At 60.8% G+C, this 16109-nt stretch carries 17 protein-coding genes; 4 read left to right on the forward strand and 13 right to left on the reverse strand.

The window, feature by feature from the left end; genetic code table 11:
- The first annotated feature begins 87 nt into the window (after window positions 1-87).
- Complete coding sequence (locus tag VFG17_RS01570) at window positions 88-702, forward strand: hypothetical protein (protein ID WP_325027726.1); 615 nt, start codon at window positions 88-90, stop codon at window positions 700-702.
- A 136-nt stretch (window positions 703-838) separates the two neighbouring features.
- On the opposite strand, the gene VFG17_RS01575 is transcribed toward VFG17_RS01570, so the two are convergent.
- From VFG17_RS01575 to VFG17_RS01595, 5 genes are read right to left on the reverse strand one after another with little or no spacing between them, the layout of a single operon-like run.
- Window positions 839-1930: a CHAT domain-containing protein gene (locus VFG17_RS01575; protein WP_325027727.1), complete on the reverse strand. Its 1092-nt coding sequence runs from the start codon at window positions 1928-1930 to the stop codon at window positions 839-841.
- Window positions 1931-1942: 12 nt separating this feature from the next.
- Window positions 1943-3127 (reverse strand): S8 family peptidase, encoded by a 1185-nt coding sequence (locus VFG17_RS01580; protein WP_325027728.1) that lies wholly within the window; start codon window positions 3125-3127, stop codon window positions 1943-1945.
- A gap of 36 nt (window positions 3128-3163) precedes the next feature.
- A complete protein-coding gene (locus VFG17_RS01585; RefSeq protein ID WP_325027729.1) occupies window positions 3164-4099 on the reverse strand; it encodes a TIR domain-containing protein in 936 nt (311 codons plus the stop codon).
- Window positions 4096-4845, reverse strand: a complete 750-nt coding sequence (locus tag VFG17_RS01590; RefSeq protein WP_325027730.1) for an E2 domain-containing protein — start codon at window positions 4843-4845, stop codon at window positions 4096-4098. The genes VFG17_RS01585 and VFG17_RS01590 overlap by 4 nt, the downstream gene beginning before the upstream one ends.
- Window positions 4835-6340 (reverse strand): hypothetical protein, encoded by a 1506-nt coding sequence (locus tag VFG17_RS01595; RefSeq protein WP_325027731.1) that lies wholly within the window; start codon window positions 6338-6340, stop codon window positions 4835-4837. Before VFG17_RS01595 ends, VFG17_RS01590 begins: the two co-directional genes overlap by 11 nt.
- A 275-nt stretch (window positions 6341-6615) precedes the next feature.
- Between VFG17_RS01595 and VFG17_RS01600 the strand changes: the two genes are divergently transcribed.
- From VFG17_RS01600 to VFG17_RS01610, 3 genes are read left to right on the forward strand one after another with little or no spacing between them, the layout of a single operon-like run.
- On the forward strand, window positions 6616-7044 hold the full coding sequence (locus VFG17_RS01600; RefSeq protein WP_325027732.1) for a hypothetical protein: 429 nt from the start codon (window positions 6616-6618) through the stop codon (window positions 7042-7044).
- A 2-nt stretch (window positions 7045-7046) separates the two neighbouring features.
- Complete coding sequence (locus tag VFG17_RS01605) at window positions 7047-7508, forward strand: helix-turn-helix transcriptional regulator (RefSeq protein ID WP_325027733.1); 462 nt, start codon at window positions 7047-7049, stop codon at window positions 7506-7508.
- Window positions 7509-7518: 10 nt separating this feature from the next.
- Window positions 7519-8019, forward strand: coding sequence for a hypothetical protein (locus VFG17_RS01610; protein ID WP_325027734.1), 501 nt, complete (start codon window positions 7519-7521; stop codon window positions 8017-8019).
- Between the two features lie 37 nt (window positions 8020-8056).
- Here the strand turns inward: VFG17_RS01610 and VFG17_RS01615 are convergent, their stop codons facing one another.
- The 8 genes from VFG17_RS01615 to VFG17_RS01650 all read right to left on the reverse strand — a co-directional run bounded on the left by VFG17_RS01615 (window position 8057) and on the right by VFG17_RS01650 (window position 15785).
- Window positions 8057-9133: a ComEC/Rec2 family competence protein gene (locus VFG17_RS01615; protein ID WP_325027735.1), complete on the reverse strand. Its 1077-nt coding sequence runs from the start codon at window positions 9131-9133 to the stop codon at window positions 8057-8059.
- Window positions 9130-10458 carry a hypothetical protein gene (locus VFG17_RS01620; RefSeq protein ID WP_325027736.1) on the reverse strand — a complete coding sequence of 443 codons (1329 nt, stop codon included), beginning with the start codon at window positions 10456-10458 and terminating at the stop codon, window positions 9130-9132. Before VFG17_RS01620 ends, VFG17_RS01615 begins: the two co-directional genes overlap by 4 nt.
- Window positions 10455-11672, reverse strand: coding sequence for a caspase family protein (locus VFG17_RS01625; RefSeq protein WP_325027737.1), 1218 nt, complete (start codon window positions 11670-11672; stop codon window positions 10455-10457). The genes VFG17_RS01620 and VFG17_RS01625 overlap by 4 nt, the downstream gene beginning before the upstream one ends.
- Window positions 11673-11703: 31 nt before the next feature.
- Window positions 11704-12837: a patatin-like phospholipase family protein gene (locus VFG17_RS01630; protein WP_325027738.1), complete on the reverse strand. Its 1134-nt coding sequence runs from the start codon at window positions 12835-12837 to the stop codon at window positions 11704-11706.
- A 174-nt stretch (window positions 12838-13011) separates the two neighbouring features.
- A complete protein-coding gene (gene dcd / locus VFG17_RS01635; protein ID WP_325027739.1) occupies window positions 13012-13704 on the reverse strand; it encodes a dCTP deaminase in 693 nt (230 codons plus the stop codon).
- Window positions 13697-14998, reverse strand: coding sequence for a hypothetical protein (locus VFG17_RS01640; protein ID WP_325027740.1), 1302 nt, complete (start codon window positions 14996-14998; stop codon window positions 13697-13699). The genes dcd and VFG17_RS01640 overlap by 8 nt, the downstream gene beginning before the upstream one ends.
- Window positions 14922-15383 carry a hypothetical protein gene (locus VFG17_RS01645; RefSeq protein WP_325027741.1) on the reverse strand — a complete coding sequence of 154 codons (462 nt, stop codon included), beginning with the start codon at window positions 15381-15383 and terminating at the stop codon, window positions 14922-14924. Before VFG17_RS01645 ends, VFG17_RS01640 begins: the two co-directional genes overlap by 77 nt.
- A gap of 39 nt (window positions 15384-15422) precedes the next feature.
- Window positions 15423-15785, reverse strand: a complete 363-nt coding sequence (locus VFG17_RS01650) for a hypothetical protein (RefSeq protein ID WP_325027742.1) — start codon at window positions 15783-15785, stop codon at window positions 15423-15425.
- Between the last annotated feature and the right edge of the window lie 324 nt (window positions 15786-16109).

Genomic DNA, 16109 nt, shown 5'->3' on the forward strand with positions numbered 1-16109 from the left:
CGGCATCCTCTTACTGAAGACGAAACGCCGCGCGATTACTCGACGTGGCGGACCAAGCGAAGCGAATTGGATGAGAACGGAGGGTCGATGAGTTTTAAGCCATTTAGCGCGATGGCGAAGAAGGTCCCGGGAGACACGCAAGAAATGGTTCTTGCCGTGGGCGCCATCGCGCTCGTTTGGGCGCATGTCGAGCTCGGGCTCGACATGCTGATCGGCCTCATCGATAACCTCCCTAACGCACCTAAGCGAAAGCGACATCCGGTTCCGCTTGGCGCCAAGCTCTCAGCCATCTTTGTTGCAATGCGCGATCAGCCCGAACTGTTGCCCTATCGCGGCGAACTGCTCCAGATTCATTCACTGACGGCGACACTGGGCGAAAAGCGTCACGCGATCCTGCACGGTGCTGCGCTGTCGATGCTCCAGGACAGCAAGTTCAAGGCTTTTCGGCTCGTCAACGGCGATGATGAAGCAACGATCGAGCATGAACGGGTTTCGCTCCATACTGCTTTCATCTTGTTTGAAGGTAGCTTTGAGCTCACCTTTCACATCTACAATCTCCTGTTCGCGCTCTTCGAGAAGCATTTCCCCGGTGCCCTCGGCGAGCTCGAAAAGCTGCGCGTCGACACCGCGAAGTTCAAATGGCCTGCCATCAATCCGATGTTCTACGAGAAGAAGGGCTCTGACGCGGGGCCGCGCGCCTAGCCGTTCGAGAAGCCCTGCTGCTACGTCGATGCGATCGAACCGGCATTTTCGTCTGCCCCCTCTTCCCCACCGCGCCCGACTCCCAGAGCAGGATTTTTGGTGGCTTCCACCCGATCGGCATAAGCCACTATCCTAATCACCGACCATTTCTATGAGTGGAAGGCGTTGCCGCAGCTGCACCAGCCAACCTACGAGATCCATTATTTCGCTCAAGATTTAAGACCGCTTCTCGAATGAGCATAGCCATCGCGGGTGGCAGCTTGCCCTGCCAGCATTCCATGAAATAATAACGGGTGAGAGCCGCAACAGTTGTTGCTGTCGCCGTGTCGATGCGAAGCTTTGCGGGAATGGTCGATGCATACCAGCGCATGTCGCCATAATAACGGTATACAGGCTCGAACCAGATTTCTCCTCCGGAAGGCTCGTCCGCCGTCATCCAGCCCCGTGCGTCCGCGAGACTCTCTTTCTTGCTGATCTTGATTTCGTCGTCATCGGTGAGAATCTGGGTGAGTCGGGATGCAGCGGGTACGCCAGCAACGCCGAATTGCACCTCTGGGTAGTGTTCTTCGAAGCCATCGCGCGGCTCGCGATACTGGTGCTGGAGCCAACGATCGATCAAGGGAAAGCGCGCAACAATGCGAAACCGGTCAACCAGCCAAGTCGCTGCCGCGCGATCCTCGCCTCCTGACGAAAAGAGCTTCGAGCGCACTTGATCATCGTCGAAAGTACCAAGAACGGCGGATGCAGTCGTGTATGCATCGGCGAGGGTATCGCCGTTCGCCAGCCGATTGTAGAGAGTACCCGCGAATTGACGTGCGCCGACATTTGTGATCGGCGCGTCCGTCCCAATAACGAAGTCGGCAAACTCGGCCAGTTCCCCTGCCATTGTTTCAGACCGACAAGCGTTGAGGATGATAAGACGAGGCCGCAACTTCAATGCCGTCAGGATCTGACCGAGCCTTCTAGCATCAAGAACGACATGCCCCTTCTCGCGCTGCGCGAAAAGAATGGCATCGTCCCGCCCATGTGCTGACAAATGCAGGATGCCAGGCTTGAACTGACCTAGAACACCGACAAGCTGATCAAACTGGAGGTCGGGATGAACCATGAGCTCCAAGCTTTCGCTAGTCGGCACACGGTTCAGTTCATGCTGCAACAGTTGGATTTCGTTCTGAATCTGTAGAGACGGCGCATCCGCCGGATTGCCTGCGATATAGAGAATCTTCACCCCACGCCTCCCTCAGTCAGCTGGCGCTGTGACCAGACCCTCGCCGACATCGCTCGGGTCGGTGCCGCGAAGCTGATTCATTCGGCACGATGCGCGAAGCCGTGCAGCGACGCTGGCCGCATTTGCCCGGTTTCCCAATTTCTGCCACCAAAGAGCGGCGACACCAGCTACATGCGGACAGGCCATGGAAGTTCCACTCAGGCTGACAAGGCCGCCGTCAGGCTCCGCCGAGAGGATGTCCTGACCCGGCGCGGAGACGATGGGCTGACTGTTCGAAAAATCCGCGACGGCATAACCGTCACCATCTTGACCGTCACCATCTTGACGAAGCGCGGCGACGGAAATGACGTCGTGTGCCGCTGCCGGCAAGGAAGCCGCAATTCGATATTGCGCGTCGACACTCCGCCGGCTTTCATTGCCTGCCGCCGCTACGACTAAGGGCGTACCACCAAACGGGGCGCGAGCGCGCATCTCCTGCATCAGAGCATCGAACATCCGGAGATTGCCCCCATAAGCTTCGAGCCCCACTGACGTGGCGAGCGCAGGCGGCCATCCGTCCTTGACGAGGCGTTCGACCATACCCGGAAAGTCGAAGCCCAGTGACATGCTGACGATCTGGACACGCTCCTGCATCACCCAGTGAAGCGCATTGAACAACATATCCGACCCGCCGCTGCCGTCGTCGCCAAGGACCTTGCCAATGAGCACGTCCGTCACACCCGGCGCGACCCCAATGCGACCCGCCGGCAGCTTGCCGAAAATGGTTCCAGCGCAGTGGGTGCCATGGCCTTGCACATCGCCATCGCCCGAGCCGCTGAAATCCCGTTCGAGAAAGCGGATGTGCTGAAAGGCGATATGGTCGCGTGCGATCCCGGTGTCGAGGACGGCAAGGCGAACGCCCGCACCGTCAAATGGGGTTGTATCGGCGCCGACTGCCGCAATGCCCCAAGGGTGATCGACGGTTCCAGGCCCTTCGCCTGAAAGGCTGATATCGGTCCGGACAGGTGCGATAAGACGCGTCGGCATAACGGGAGCAATGAGGTTACTAGGATCGCGTGCGAGGCTGGCCGCGTCGCGGTCTTCGAGGCGTTCGACGGCGATCGAAACTTGCGCCGCCCCGAAGCGTTCGAGACTGCGCGTCTCAAGATCGGCCGACTTGCCCGCTCTCGACCGCCGATAAATTAGATAGTCGCGCAAAATATTCTCCTGTTGCAGCGGCGCAGCGGCGCCAGCTCAGATTTCACGTTCGAGCCGAGACCTTGTTTTCTTCTCGTCGATATACTTCTTCAGCCGGGCCACGATCGGAGCGAGTGCGATATTTGCGGGAAGGCTCCCGTCGAGTATCGGATAGGCCCACGGCTTCATCCCCTTAAATTCCTCAGGCAGTTCGCTTCGGGTACCCTCGGGAATGAGCAGCAGCGTGCGATGGCGGCCGAGGATCGACATCAGATAACCCAGTTCGAAGAGGACCGACTCGCGCGACGGTCCGCCATCGGCCTGAACGGTACGGCGCAAGTCGTCTGGATGAGCCAAGACAATGGCTATGTCGGCGAGCATCGCTGCTGCATTCAGGCGCTCGACCGCATAGGTGCCGGGCGGTGCAAGATCGCTCTCTTTCCAAAGCTCGGTTTCGTAGCTCGGACCGAGCGCCATCTCGATTTCCTCCGCCTCATCATATTGATCTGCGGTCGCTACCATGAAGATGCGGGGGCGCTCGTTCGCACGGCTCACATATTGGTTACGCTGATGTACTTTGCGGGTGAGATCGATTGCGAGAAACCGCCACACGTCGGGCTCCAGCTTCCCGGCCTCCCGGAGCGCCGAATGATCGACCTGGATGGCGACCACCTCGGTAGCTGCGATCACTGTCGCTGTTCGCGGCATGGCATTGTTGATTGCAGCAAACTCCCCCACAACCTGACCGGCCTTGCGGCGGTCGTTGAGCAACATCCCGTTGACCCGTATTTCCACTTCGCCCGCGAGCAGGAAGTACGCTTCGCGATCCTGCCCTTCCTGGACGATCAGTTCGACGCCCGCCTCAAAGTCGACGAGTTTGCCCGCGTCGACGAGCGCCGCGGCCACAAGGGCATGCCCGCCAACGATGGTCTGTTGCCGCATGGCGTCGATGCGCTCCTCGCGGTCGCGAAATCGGTCAATCGCGCGAGTCATGCGGTCCCTTTCGGCTGCGTCGTGCGCGGGAGCGGACATCCCGCGACACGGCCGCAGCATGTGTCGCCCAGCGCGCGAAGGCTATCGAAAAACGCTCGCTCGGCCGCTCGCCGCCGTGACTCGGCAACCAAAATATGGTCGACCGCAGTGCGATGCGGACAGTGGCGGAGCGCGAGCGGCTGGTCTTTGCCATCGACGCATCCCAAGGGGCATGTTGCGCCACGCACGCGCGGTCTGCCCGAATTAGCGTTGGGAAAAAACTGTGCGAGCCAGCCCTCACCTGCCTCAAGCCATTGCGCATAATCTTCTCCAAGGCCTGCGGTAGCCGCCGAGGTTTCGGCCTCGATCTGCGCGTCGGCAGCATCCGGGCCATGCGATAGCCAGCGCCCTGCGGGCCAGACGCCCCGCCGTTCGGCATATGTCTGGTTCACAAGATACTGACCGAGGTTTTGCCAAAAGGCCACGACGTCCGTGTGATGCCGAGCCGCAAAGGAGCGGCGCGCAATGCAGAAGGTGCCATTGCGATTGACATGGAGCTCCGGACAGCTGGCCGGCAACCGGTCACCCAGCGTGCGCTCGGCGACAATCAGTTGCCCATCATCTTCGGTAATTCGCAGCTGAAAAGGCGGCACCGCGACCCCACTCGGCTGGGGCGGCGCGGCCAACCATTCCGAGCGCGCGCCCGAAAAGAGGCATGCCGCCCAAGCAGGAGCTTGAGCGGCGAGGACAGATTCCTCAGCCTTCATGATATGCCCGCGCCGGCGCAGCGAGAGCAGGAGCGGCACTAAGGACCGTTCCCGCGGCACCCGCGACGGTGGCCGCCACGCGAGGAGCATTCACCGCAGTTTCAACATCGTCATAACAAAGATCGTCGACGACACGACCGGGGCCGAAGAGACGCCGCACAGCGGGGGTGGCCTGCGCATAGGCTTTGGGCCCGATCTTCGACTGGGCACCTCCGCAGTCACTCTGGCACTGCTCTGAAGCACGCACAGCAAGGCTAGAAGCCGTCCGCACCGCGCGGTTGCCGCGAATGCCGATACGCGAGACGGGCGTTTCACCGAGCTCGAATCCAATGGCGAGACCCAGTTCGTTCGCCCCCGCGATTAGTTGCTGGCACAGTTTGAAGGAAGAGCGAAGACCGCCAGCACAGCGAGCGGCGAGCGACACCGATCCTGCCAAATCGGTGTCGCGCGACGTGCCCTCGGCGAGGATGCCATGGATACAGTCGCCGATGAAGCGCACCTTCCGGGAACCGAAGTCGTCCTGCAGAACGGCGTTGAATTCGCTGCGCAGGATGTGGAGGAGCCGCACCGCCTCGGCGAGCCGGCCGTTCGCCATGCAGCGATCGATATAGGCGGTATAGCGATCGAGATCGGCGAAGATCGACACGAGTGGCATTCGGATCGAGCGGCTCGGCGACAGATCGTCGTAGTCGATCGACTTCAGCGGCGGCGTGTGATGGTGGAAGGCAAAGGCGCTGGGCCCGACCGAGGCAGTAACGCGGCCGCGGACGTCCTCGCGCCAGCGTTCAAGACGAGATGCGGTGAGCGCCGCGCTGTCGCGGACGGTCAGCGCGCCGTCCCGAAGCAAGCCGAGCTCCACCGAGTTCGCCGTCCATGCCCGTTCCTCGGAAATGCCCGGTGCACGGCGGAGCCCGAAGAGCGCACGAATGCGGTCGGACAGATAGATGCCTTCGGCATTGCCCGCGGCGAGCTTTGCAGCGTGATTGGCCGCAGGCCCGATAAACATCGGCTCGCGCTCGTCACGGCGGCCGCTGTTGATCGCCACGCAGCGCCCGATGTCGATGCCGACACGGAAGCGCGGACGCACGCCGACCTCACTCAGAAACTCCCGGCCGGCAGCGTCGGTGAGCGCAATCATTTCCTCGGCGAAGGCGATCGCGATCGCGATCCGCTCGGCGACACTCGCATTCCCGCGCGGTTCGGTAACGACCGCATGCATGCGCGATCCATGATGATCGACCCGCTGCCCCCCGACTTGCTCGACCACCCGGTCACCAGCGCTGTAAAGGACATGGAGATAGGAAAGGCCCCGCGCATGGCTCGCTTCGGTCTCGGCTCCATCCTGGAGACGAAAGTCGTCATAGTTGAGCGTGCGGACATACACCTGAACGGTTTCGACGAGGACCGCTGCACCGTCCGGAAGGTCAAACAGCGGCGGTGCGTCCGCAGCGTCAGCAAGGCCGAGACGCCGGGCTTCGATCCGCCGGGCTTCCAAACGCGGCAGATATTCGTCCTCATAGCGCTGGATCTGGATGTCCGGGGCGGTTTCGCTGAACTTGCGGATGCGCGCTTCGGCACGCTGACGGGACCAACTCATAGCATATCCTTTCGAGAGGCCCCCTTGGCCCCGGTTTGTTCGCCTCCCCCTACATAACTTATATATTACATTCTACGCAGAACATCAAGGTTAACTATCCCGAAAGGATTATGCCCAAAAGCCGATAGACTATCAGAAGCTTAATGCCTATGTTAAGGCGAAGGGGTCAGGCAATGACGCGTCGTGCGCCGTCAATCGCAGCCGAAATTTCTTTGGTGCGAGTCGGTGGGCGTCGCTGGAGCGTCGCCATGGGCGAAACGGAGTGGGCGTTATTTTGCAGCAGCATCGGTACCGACGCACGCAATCGCCTGCTCGTAATATTCGAACATTTTTGCGATGATGGTGAAGCCGATTTGCCAAGCCGTGCGTTTGGATGGCTGGCTTCCGATCCCGATGTTCCCGGCGGTTCGCGCCAGGGTGCGTTCGAGGCGCATGGTGTTGTGGTCCGGGGCCGCCAAGGGACCATCGACAAAGAGAAAATCTTCTACGTGACCGAAATCAGCATGGACCCGCCGCAGCCCGCTACCCGCGGGCGAATCCGCGCCGATGATCGGCGCCAGGGCCGACTACCCTTCCCCCGCAACCCGTCAGAGAGGAATTGACCATGGCCAAAATCATGCAATGCGACGAGTTCGATTGCGACGACCGCCTGTTCGAGGAACGATTCCTGTTGCACGTGCAGACGCGCATCCAAAAACTGCTCCACCGGAAGAAGCTTCGGTATAGAGATTTATCGAAGCGGCTCGGCGTAAGCGAAGCGCGCGTCAGCCAAATGCTTGGCGACGATGCCTCGAACCTGACAATTCGCACGGTAGCGCGTATCTTTTATTGCCTTGAAGAAACGCCGCGCCTGACTTCGGAAAAAGAACTGCAAGCCTTGCTTTCCGGCCGAACGATATCGGACGCGCCCGAGGAAGGCGGGGATTGGAAACTTGAGGCCAGCAATTTCGACATGTTCGTCATGCTGCAGGGCCAGCCGTGCAACGATGAGGAAGGCCCGCACGGGTTCCGTGCGCCACGCAACCGTGAGTGGATGGCAGCCGAGCCCGCGCTCCGGCGCGCCTGAGGACAAGTCCATGGCAAAGGAAAAGCCGAAACGCGAAGACATCGTCTATAATGATATGGTCGGCCAGACGACACTTCGCGGCATCTGGATGACGGAGTCCCGTCTCGATATGAAGCCCGCAGCGCTCGATCTCGACGATACGCCGCTCAAGCACGGGATGCGCGTCGAGCGTGAGGAAGCTGTGATCCAGCCGGATGGAACGCTGTATGGTTTTATCAACTTCGAGGTCACTGCGCGGCGGGGACGGCAAAGGATGCTCCGTATTACCGCGCGCTATTTCGTCAGCTACCATGTCGAAGGCAGCTGCGATCAGTATACGGCGGATCTGTTCATCGATCGCGTCGGGAGGCTCGCAGCATATCCATACTTCCGCGCGCTCACGGCGTCACTAGCGGGGCAGGCAGGCCTGACGATCCCGCCGCTGCCGATTATAAGCTTTCGTCCGCGGAACATCAGCTTCGTTCTCGACGCCGAGGCTGCAGAAGGGGATGCGACGCCAAAACTATCGTGACCAGTGCAGCGGTCTCGCTCTGCAACCAAGCCAAGCTTCAGATATCGATCTCGAGGGATGCGCCTTCAGACGCGGGATAAACGCAGTCGTAGCCGTGGGTCTTTTTCAGGTCCGCGTCGTTCCAGGGAAGAGTGCGTTCGCTGGCATAATTGAAATAAAGCGTCTTCTGCCTGTTCGATCCAAATTTCAGGATCCGGCTGATTGCCTCGGGATCGGGATGACCGAAAACGCTCCCGCTGGTTGATATGGCAAAACGGTCGCAATCGAGCGTCTCAATAATTTCGCGCGTAATATTGGCACGGCTGCCATGATGCGGAAGTTTGACCAAGTCGATCCGGCAGCGCTTGGCGTCGCCAGTGAGCGCCGTCAGATTTTCAAGGACAACATCGGGATGAGCGTCTGCGCCCAGAAGAACCGAACGTCCATCATATTCAGCGATCATTGCGATGCTCGAGCCGTTGGGCGCGGTCTTGTCGATCCCGCTCGCGGCACTGAGCTTCTCGACATCGAGCGTCGCCGGCATTGGTCGCTTCCCGAACGCCTCAAGCTTGCCGCCTGCATGTGCGGCGGCCGGCGGTGGTGGCGGCGCGAGCGCCTTGCGCCAGTCATTGCGCAACTTGTCCAGCTTTGCGCGATCTGGCGAAATCAGCGTGAGCGTCAGGCCTGCAAAGAGAAAAGGCGTGGGCTGGCCTTCGGTGAAAATCGATTTTCCTCCGAAAGCTTCATTGATTGGCCAGCCTTTTGCGGCCAGCGCTTTGCTATACGCGTCGGCTGCCTTGAATCCGAATGGCTGAAGGCCTCCGGGCGGGACCATCGTCTTCAGTTGCTCATAGCCATTGTACCAGATCGTTTTGGGAACAAGCGGCAGACCGGAATCGGTGACAAGCTCAACCAGGCCATCGATATGATCGGCATCAATGTGAGTGAGTAGCAACAGTTCGACTTCTTCGCCGCGTGCGGCGATCGTCGCGAGGGCCGTCTTCAGCCGCGGCCATGTCGCCTTGCGACCCCCATCGATAACAATATGCCGGAGCACGTTCTCCTCGGGCCCATAACTCAGGATCAGGCAATCGCCCTCGCTCGCGGGCAACATGGTCAGCCGGAAAACGCTCATCGGATCGCTGCCTTTTCTGGTGCGTAGCGCAGGACGGTGAAGGCCTGGCCCGCATCGAGACGGCCGACGAGCCGGCCCGCCTTTTCCGCAAGCGGTGCCAGATCATCGTGATCGGCGGAAAGCTGAAGCAGCATTTCCCGCAGCAGCAGAGCGCCCGCCGAAAAATAGGGAATGCCAGCCGCGCAGGCCGCTCGTAGCGCCTCAGCGGCACGATCATTGTCATTCGCGTCGGTTGGCCGCAAGACGAGCCGCCGCGCATGGACGATCGCGGCATCGGGAATGCCGGGGAAACGCGTCATGCAGTTGTTGAGCCACAAATCCCATTTTTCTTGTGCACCCGGTGGGTTTACGGCGAGGCCGACATAGGCGGCCGCGCATGCGGCGAGCGGATTGATCATCTTCGCGAAGATCGTCTCCTCGATCATCTGGTCACGTGCAAGCTCAGCGAGAATGGGCGCGGCGGAACTGGCCTGGCCGCGATCGAGAAAGGCCAAGAGCCCGGCAAGGCGCTGGTCGCGCACGGCGACGCTGGTCGCTGCGGCACCGCTCCGCGCCGGATCGACGAGAAGTTCCGCCGGACTATATTCACGATTGGCGGCGCAGAGCCAAGGCAAGGGCAAGCTCGCAATTTCGACACCCCCATTGGGCAGCTCAATGCGTGCCCAGCGCCGGGTTTCGGGCTGATAATTGACCGCATCCGCCGATGGGATTCGCCACAATGCGCTGTCGCCGCTCCGGTCGGCGGGCTCTATGCTCTCCCAATCCGGACTGTCCGCGGATTCAGCTGCGAGATCGAATGACCCGACGCGCTGCGAAACCGCGGCAAGTGAAGGAAGCGCGACGGCAGGCGTCGATGATGTGGCGGCGGGGTGTCCTCTTGATTTGAAGCCTCGCGTCAGCGGTGCGCTACGCGCCCGATTTGCTGCGAGATCGAGTGCCGCTTTATAGTCCTCACTGCTACTGTTGCCTGACGAGACCGCAGCTTCGGCAAGAATTTCGCGGTCCGGCCTTCCGACCGATTCCTGCAAGCTGAACCCGCCGGCGGGGGCGAAATCTTCGAAGAATTGGAAATCTTCGTGCGTATCTTCGCCAATCTTCACATGACGCTGGATAATGCGCCCCGACGGCAGGGTCAGCTCGACATTGTAGAGGCCTTGTTCGAGCTTTTGTTCGACGCTCTTCCCAGCCGGCACGACCATTTCGTGGCTGACGGTCGTTCCGGCATCACCAGCGAAACCGAAGATGCGCGCGACGACGGGACGGCTATCGTCGGCCCCGCCCGTACCGCCGAAGCTGATGGTAATGCCTGTCGGCCGGACCATCATGGCCGCCTGCTCACTGGCAGATCGCAAACCACCTCGGGTGGATAGGCGATGACGTCCTCAGCGCAGTTCTGAAACTGCGAGCCGTTCGCGAACCGCGCCTCGACATTATATATAACGTCGGCCGCGCGCTGTGTCGGATTGACCAACTGCATCAAGCACGACGGTGCAGTTACGGTGTCCGTCTCGAGCGGTGGATCATGCACGACCTTCTTCTGGAACGTGCCCCGGCGCGCTTCAATCTCGACCTTTTCGCGCCACACGGCAGGTTCCCGACTGTTCACATAGAGGTCAACCTCGATCGGTCCCGGTTTTGCGATGCGGAAATCCTGTGACTGGGCAGCCGGGCGCTGGATGACGCCTTCGGTCAAGCTCACGCGCTGCAGATAGGTGCTCAGCACGGTGTGCAAACGGCTGGTGGTCACCCACCACTCCGCGGTGTGCTCGGCAGCTCCACCTTTCAGCGCCTTCAAAAGGACTTCGGTAAAGAGGCTCGGCCCCTCGGTCCGGCCCCATGCTTCGGTGAAGAGCGAGGTTGCGAACTGCACGCTCTGCATCGCTGGCGCATTGTCACGGTTCGAAAGGCTTTCAAGGTCGAGCAGGCCATTGCCTGGCGTTGCCTGGCCAAGCAGCGCATTTTCGAGATCCGGCGTGCGGCAAGCGTCGATCAGGAACAACTGGGTGTCGGGTTGGTGGGTCGACAGCGCGATGCGGAATTGCTCAAAGTTGATCGCGCCACGAAAGCGACTGGTTGGCACCTTGCCATAGTCGCGGCAGAGCAGGACCGGATTGCCAGACTGCAGTCCATGGCCGCAGAAGCCAAATATGAGGCTGTTATCGCGGCGGGCCGATGCGCGGTCGATCCAGGCGTCAACGGCATCTTGGACTTCCTCGATCTCGCCACGCGGTACCATCGCGCTGCCGCCCGGCACGCGGTCATGCGTGAAAGGCGCCGGAGTCTTTTCCGAGAGAAGGAGGGACACGCTGGCCAGCTCGCGATCGGGATTCTGGAAGGAGGTCAAGAACCAGTCGGCAAGGTGCCGAATGGAGACAGGTGGCGCGGCGAGCTGACCCATGCCGACAGCATTGTCCTCATGCTTCTCCGGAACATATTGGTCGCCATCCTCGAGCCAAGGATAGTCCCCAACGCCAATGAGAAGAACATGCATGCCGGCGCGATCTGCCGAGTCGTGAAAGATAAGGGCCGGATCGGTCATATCTGGGCGTATCTGCCGGTCGGATCCATCATCAACCGATCCCCGTCCCGGGATAGGGAAAGCCCGCAGGAGCGGATAGCGACGGCATCCAGTAGCGGCGCATTCCGGCATCGGCGACGGCATATCCCCAATTAATCAGCCGTTCCTGCTGTGCATCGTCCATCCGCCGGAGCCGTGTCGGAATGGCCGCGATGCGCGCGGTCTTTTCATAAGGACAGGGTAGCGCATCGGCCAAATCATAAGCCGCGATATTGGTGCGCGCGCTCCAGAAGGCACCAAAGCGCTCCTTGCTTTCGAGCGATCCGACCACCTGGAGCATGCGCAGGTTGCGAACCTGCTGGTCAATTACCTCAAGTACCCGCAGCGACTGACGCGCCCAGTCGCCGGGGGGCGCCGCATTGTCGGCGATATGGCCGCCGCCGTCCGAGACGAGCACCGTCTTGCAGCGCGCCCAGACCTGCTGCAGCCCAAGATTGTCATAGACCCCACCGTCGGAGAGGCTAATCTCGTTGCGAAAGGCATCGTCGGCGATCTCGCCGGGCGCAGGCGGATCGAAATCGGCGGGATCAACATCGAGGATGAAGGGCGAGAGAATTGGCGGGAAGGCCGAGGAAGCCGCAACGGCGTCGGCAATTCGTACCGTTGGCGCAGCGATGCGTCCCACGCGCCAGTCGCGGATGGCGCTCCGCATGAATCGGAAAAGCGAGCCGGTTTCAAGATTGGTCGCATTGATAACGAAAACTGGCGCCTCGGGCAGATCCTGCAACGTGCGATCGCCGAAGAGATGTTTGGCATAAGAATTGGCGACATATTGGGCGATGCTGCCGGGAAGGAAAAGACCACCGAGGATTGAGCGCTCGTCGATGGTGACGCGCGCGAGGCCGCGAAGCGGTTCGACGACATCCTCGCGAAAGGCAGCCATGCCGCCCGACTTCAGTCCATCCCACGCGAGCGCGAGCACGCCTGCGGTGATCGAACCGCCCGAGACGCTCGAAATACGGGTGAGCTCGAACAATTTGTCCGCCTCCATGAGGCGCCACAACGTGCCAACATGGAAAAGCATGGCGCGATAGCCGCCGCCCGACAGGCAAAGGCCGACGCCGTCGTCAGGTACACCTGTGCCGAAGATCGGATCCCCGATCGCGCCGGGTTCGCGCGCCGTCATGGTGTCAGCCAAGCCTGAATGTACGACTGCGCGCGCGTCTGCCGCATATCCGGCATGCCCTTTCCCCTCCGTTCCCCGCGATCAGGCGCGCAGTATCCCGGCCGAATCGCCCGTCAACGGTAGAGATTGCCAGTTATGGCGAAAATCGCCAGCACTGTTTCCCCCATTTTGACCCTATCGCAGCGCCGCCGCCGAATAGGGCTCAGCGCCGCGCAACCTGTCGAAGATCGCATCGCGTTTAGGCAGCGAGATAGCCGGCTTGCGCTGGCCCGAAAAGGTGCCGGGATCGTCACATTCATGCTGCTCGACCCGGTGCAGGAAGATTTGACAGATTTCCATGCCGGGCGAGATCGCGACCGGGACCTCACCGACATTGGCAAGCTCGAGGGTGAGGCAGCCCGAGAAGCCGGGGTGAAGGCCCGCCGCGGTCTCGATAACGAGACCGTGCCGGCCGAGCGAGGATTTCCCCGAGACATAGCCCGAGAGGGTACGCGGCAGAGAGAGCCACTCCATCGTCACGCCAAGCACGAAGCGACCTGGATGCAACACGAAATTCGCCCCGAAACGCACGAAATGCTCGCTGGTACGCATTGCATCGCGTGCGGGCGGCGCCCATTGGCGCTCGGCAGGGAGATCGCCCAGATCGGCATCGAGCGGCGGTGCAGCGGCAGATGGCTCGAGCCAGAGCTTAGCTTCGCTACTCTTCGACGGCTTGAACGATCGAAACCAGCGCCCCAGCCGCAGGTCGACGGATGTGCCACCCCGCGCGCGCAGTATCGCCTGGTCGGGCCGCGGGACAATGGCGAGCCGGTCGACATGGCCTGGGTCATGCTCGAGGCGGATGCAGATTTCGTCGGCATTAAGCATGGCCCGCGATCCTGTCATGATATTCGGCAACCTCGATTGTCTTCAAGACGAGATCGGCGAGAACTTTGTAGCTTTTGGACCGATTGCCGCGCTTCTCTTCCTCATCCGCGCCGCGGCACGGCGCGAGATCGAGCGCACGCAGGCGATGCCAGCCGGCCGAGACGATTTCGCCGAGCTCGACGCGTTCGGGATAGGGTTCGCCCCGCTCGAAAGCTTGGAGCACGTTGTCGATCACGTGTTGTTGCGGCGGGTTGATACCTAGGGACTGAAGCCTTGCGAACAGGTCGGTGCGCACTTGCGGCACCATCGACCGCGTGACCGCATCGACAATCTCTGCGCCCGCCTTGTCGGCCAAGCTCGGCGCGGCAACGGTCCAATGCGCGGCCATGGCAGCGTCGAGCCGGAGGTCGAGGGCGCCCTCGACCTTGTCTCCCGCCGCCTCGACGAGGATCGCCATGCGCTGGTCGTCGCTTGGATAGTCGAGCCCCCTCACATGACCGCCCGGCCCGAGCAGATAATCGAAAGCAGCTATGAAACCATATCCGAAGAGATAAAGGCCGAAGAGATCGCAGAATATCTCCTCGAGCTGCTCCATCACATGGCCGGCACACTGGTTGATGACCCGGTCCTTGTCGAGCGCCTTGAGAGGCGCAGCCTCGAGAAGTGCCTTACCCGCTTCCTTGTTGCGATCGATCTCCTCTTTTACCGCCTGGTTGGCCATTCGCGCATATAAAGGCGAACAGCCATACATGCGCCAAGCCGAATGGCCGACCTCATGTCCAGCGAGCGGGATCAAAAGAGGGTTGCCCGATTCAGGCGCGGGTGTTCCGATAAGAATGGCATCGGGCAACTGATCGACGCTCATCGGATAGGTGAATGGGACATAGGTCCATTCGGACGAGATCAGCAGACTGACATCGCCGTCGAGCGCTCGGCTGACGAGCTTCTTGACGATATAGTGCAATTCGAAAGGATTGCGGACGTTGGTCGAGCGCAGGATGAAGCCGAGAATAGCAGTGAACTTGTCGACCTTGTCGAGCAGATTGAGGCAAAGATGATCGACCACGTCGGTGCGCACGCCGACGGGCAGATCGAGGTCGGCTTGCAAATCCTTGCAATGCTTGCGGATGGCCGCGAGCGCCGCCCGCCCGTCGTCGTGCGGAAAGCTCGATGCCGCCAATACGTCAATTTGCTCGATGAAAGCGTCGATCCGCCGTCTAGCGGACGAAAGCCTCAACTGAGACGCTGCGTTCTCTTCTCCCAACTCGATTCTCCGTCGGCGGACGACGAACAAACTCCCTGTTGAGTTCGAGACAGAAGTCAACGAGCTTCGCCATGAGCGTTTCGTTTATCTTGCGGCTTGCCGCCGCGTCGATATCCGCGATCGCCCTAACCATGAACTTGTGGATATCGTCGAAAGACTTGGGCTCGGCCGCATGGCTCGATCGATAGACACGCTCGAAAGGCTCGAAATAGCCGGGCCGCATATAGGCGACCTTGCCCGACCCATCCGCCTCGCCGGCGGAGACACGCAGCGCCTCGGCGAGTTCGGCAAGCTGCGATTTGTCATACTTCATACCGGCACGCGCGCGTTCGAGCTCGAGCGCCGACTTCAGCGCGAGATCTCCTACCTTGAACTTCGAGAGCCGCGCCGCCATCGCATGCGTCTGCATCATCATCTCCGTCCCTCGCCCTGGCCTGTTACCAAGGCTACCATATCATTCCACGGATTGCGACTCGAATCGAGTCGAATACGCTTGTTCGAGCCAGCGATCTCGCAGTTCGGCTCTCACGAGGACCGCGCCGATTTGTGATAGGCCTTTGCCATGAGCCTGCGCGAGAGCAGTGAGAGCGGCATGCGCGGCACCGTCGACATGCGCCGTGACCTTAGATCGTCGTGCGTCATCTGGTGCATGATCCTCCGGAATGAGTTCGCGAAGCCGTGCGACTCGCAGCTCGCGTCCAAAGAGTAGTGCGAGCAGCCCCGCTGCGTCGAGCAGGAACTGCCGGGCATATTGTTCAAAGCAGGTCCGCTCGACGGAAGTCAGATAGACCGTTGCCTGATATTCGCTCCGTCGCACGCGTCGCCTCCATGCCATTGCCGTAGAGACGAGAAGTTAAGATCGACTTGGAAGCGCGTCCACCGCTTGTAAAATAACCTGTTTCGTCCTCCGGGAGATTGCCTAGAAACCGGGAACCAGCCAATCGCCAATGGCGCCGCGTCCTGTGAATGACCGCTTTCGGATCGGCGTTTCCTTCACTTGGACGGCAACAACCAGGCGCGAAGCCGACCTACAAAAAAGGCGGCCTAAAAGGCCGCCAAAGTTGAATGGAGGAGCCCTCCATTTGGGTCGCGATGCGCCCCCTACATGAATTGATAGATATCGCCAGTGGATTCAGGTTGC

This window comes from Sphingopyxis sp. (assembly GCF_035686825.1).
Classification (GTDB): Bacteria; Pseudomonadota; Alphaproteobacteria; order Sphingomonadales; family Sphingomonadaceae; genus Sphingopyxis.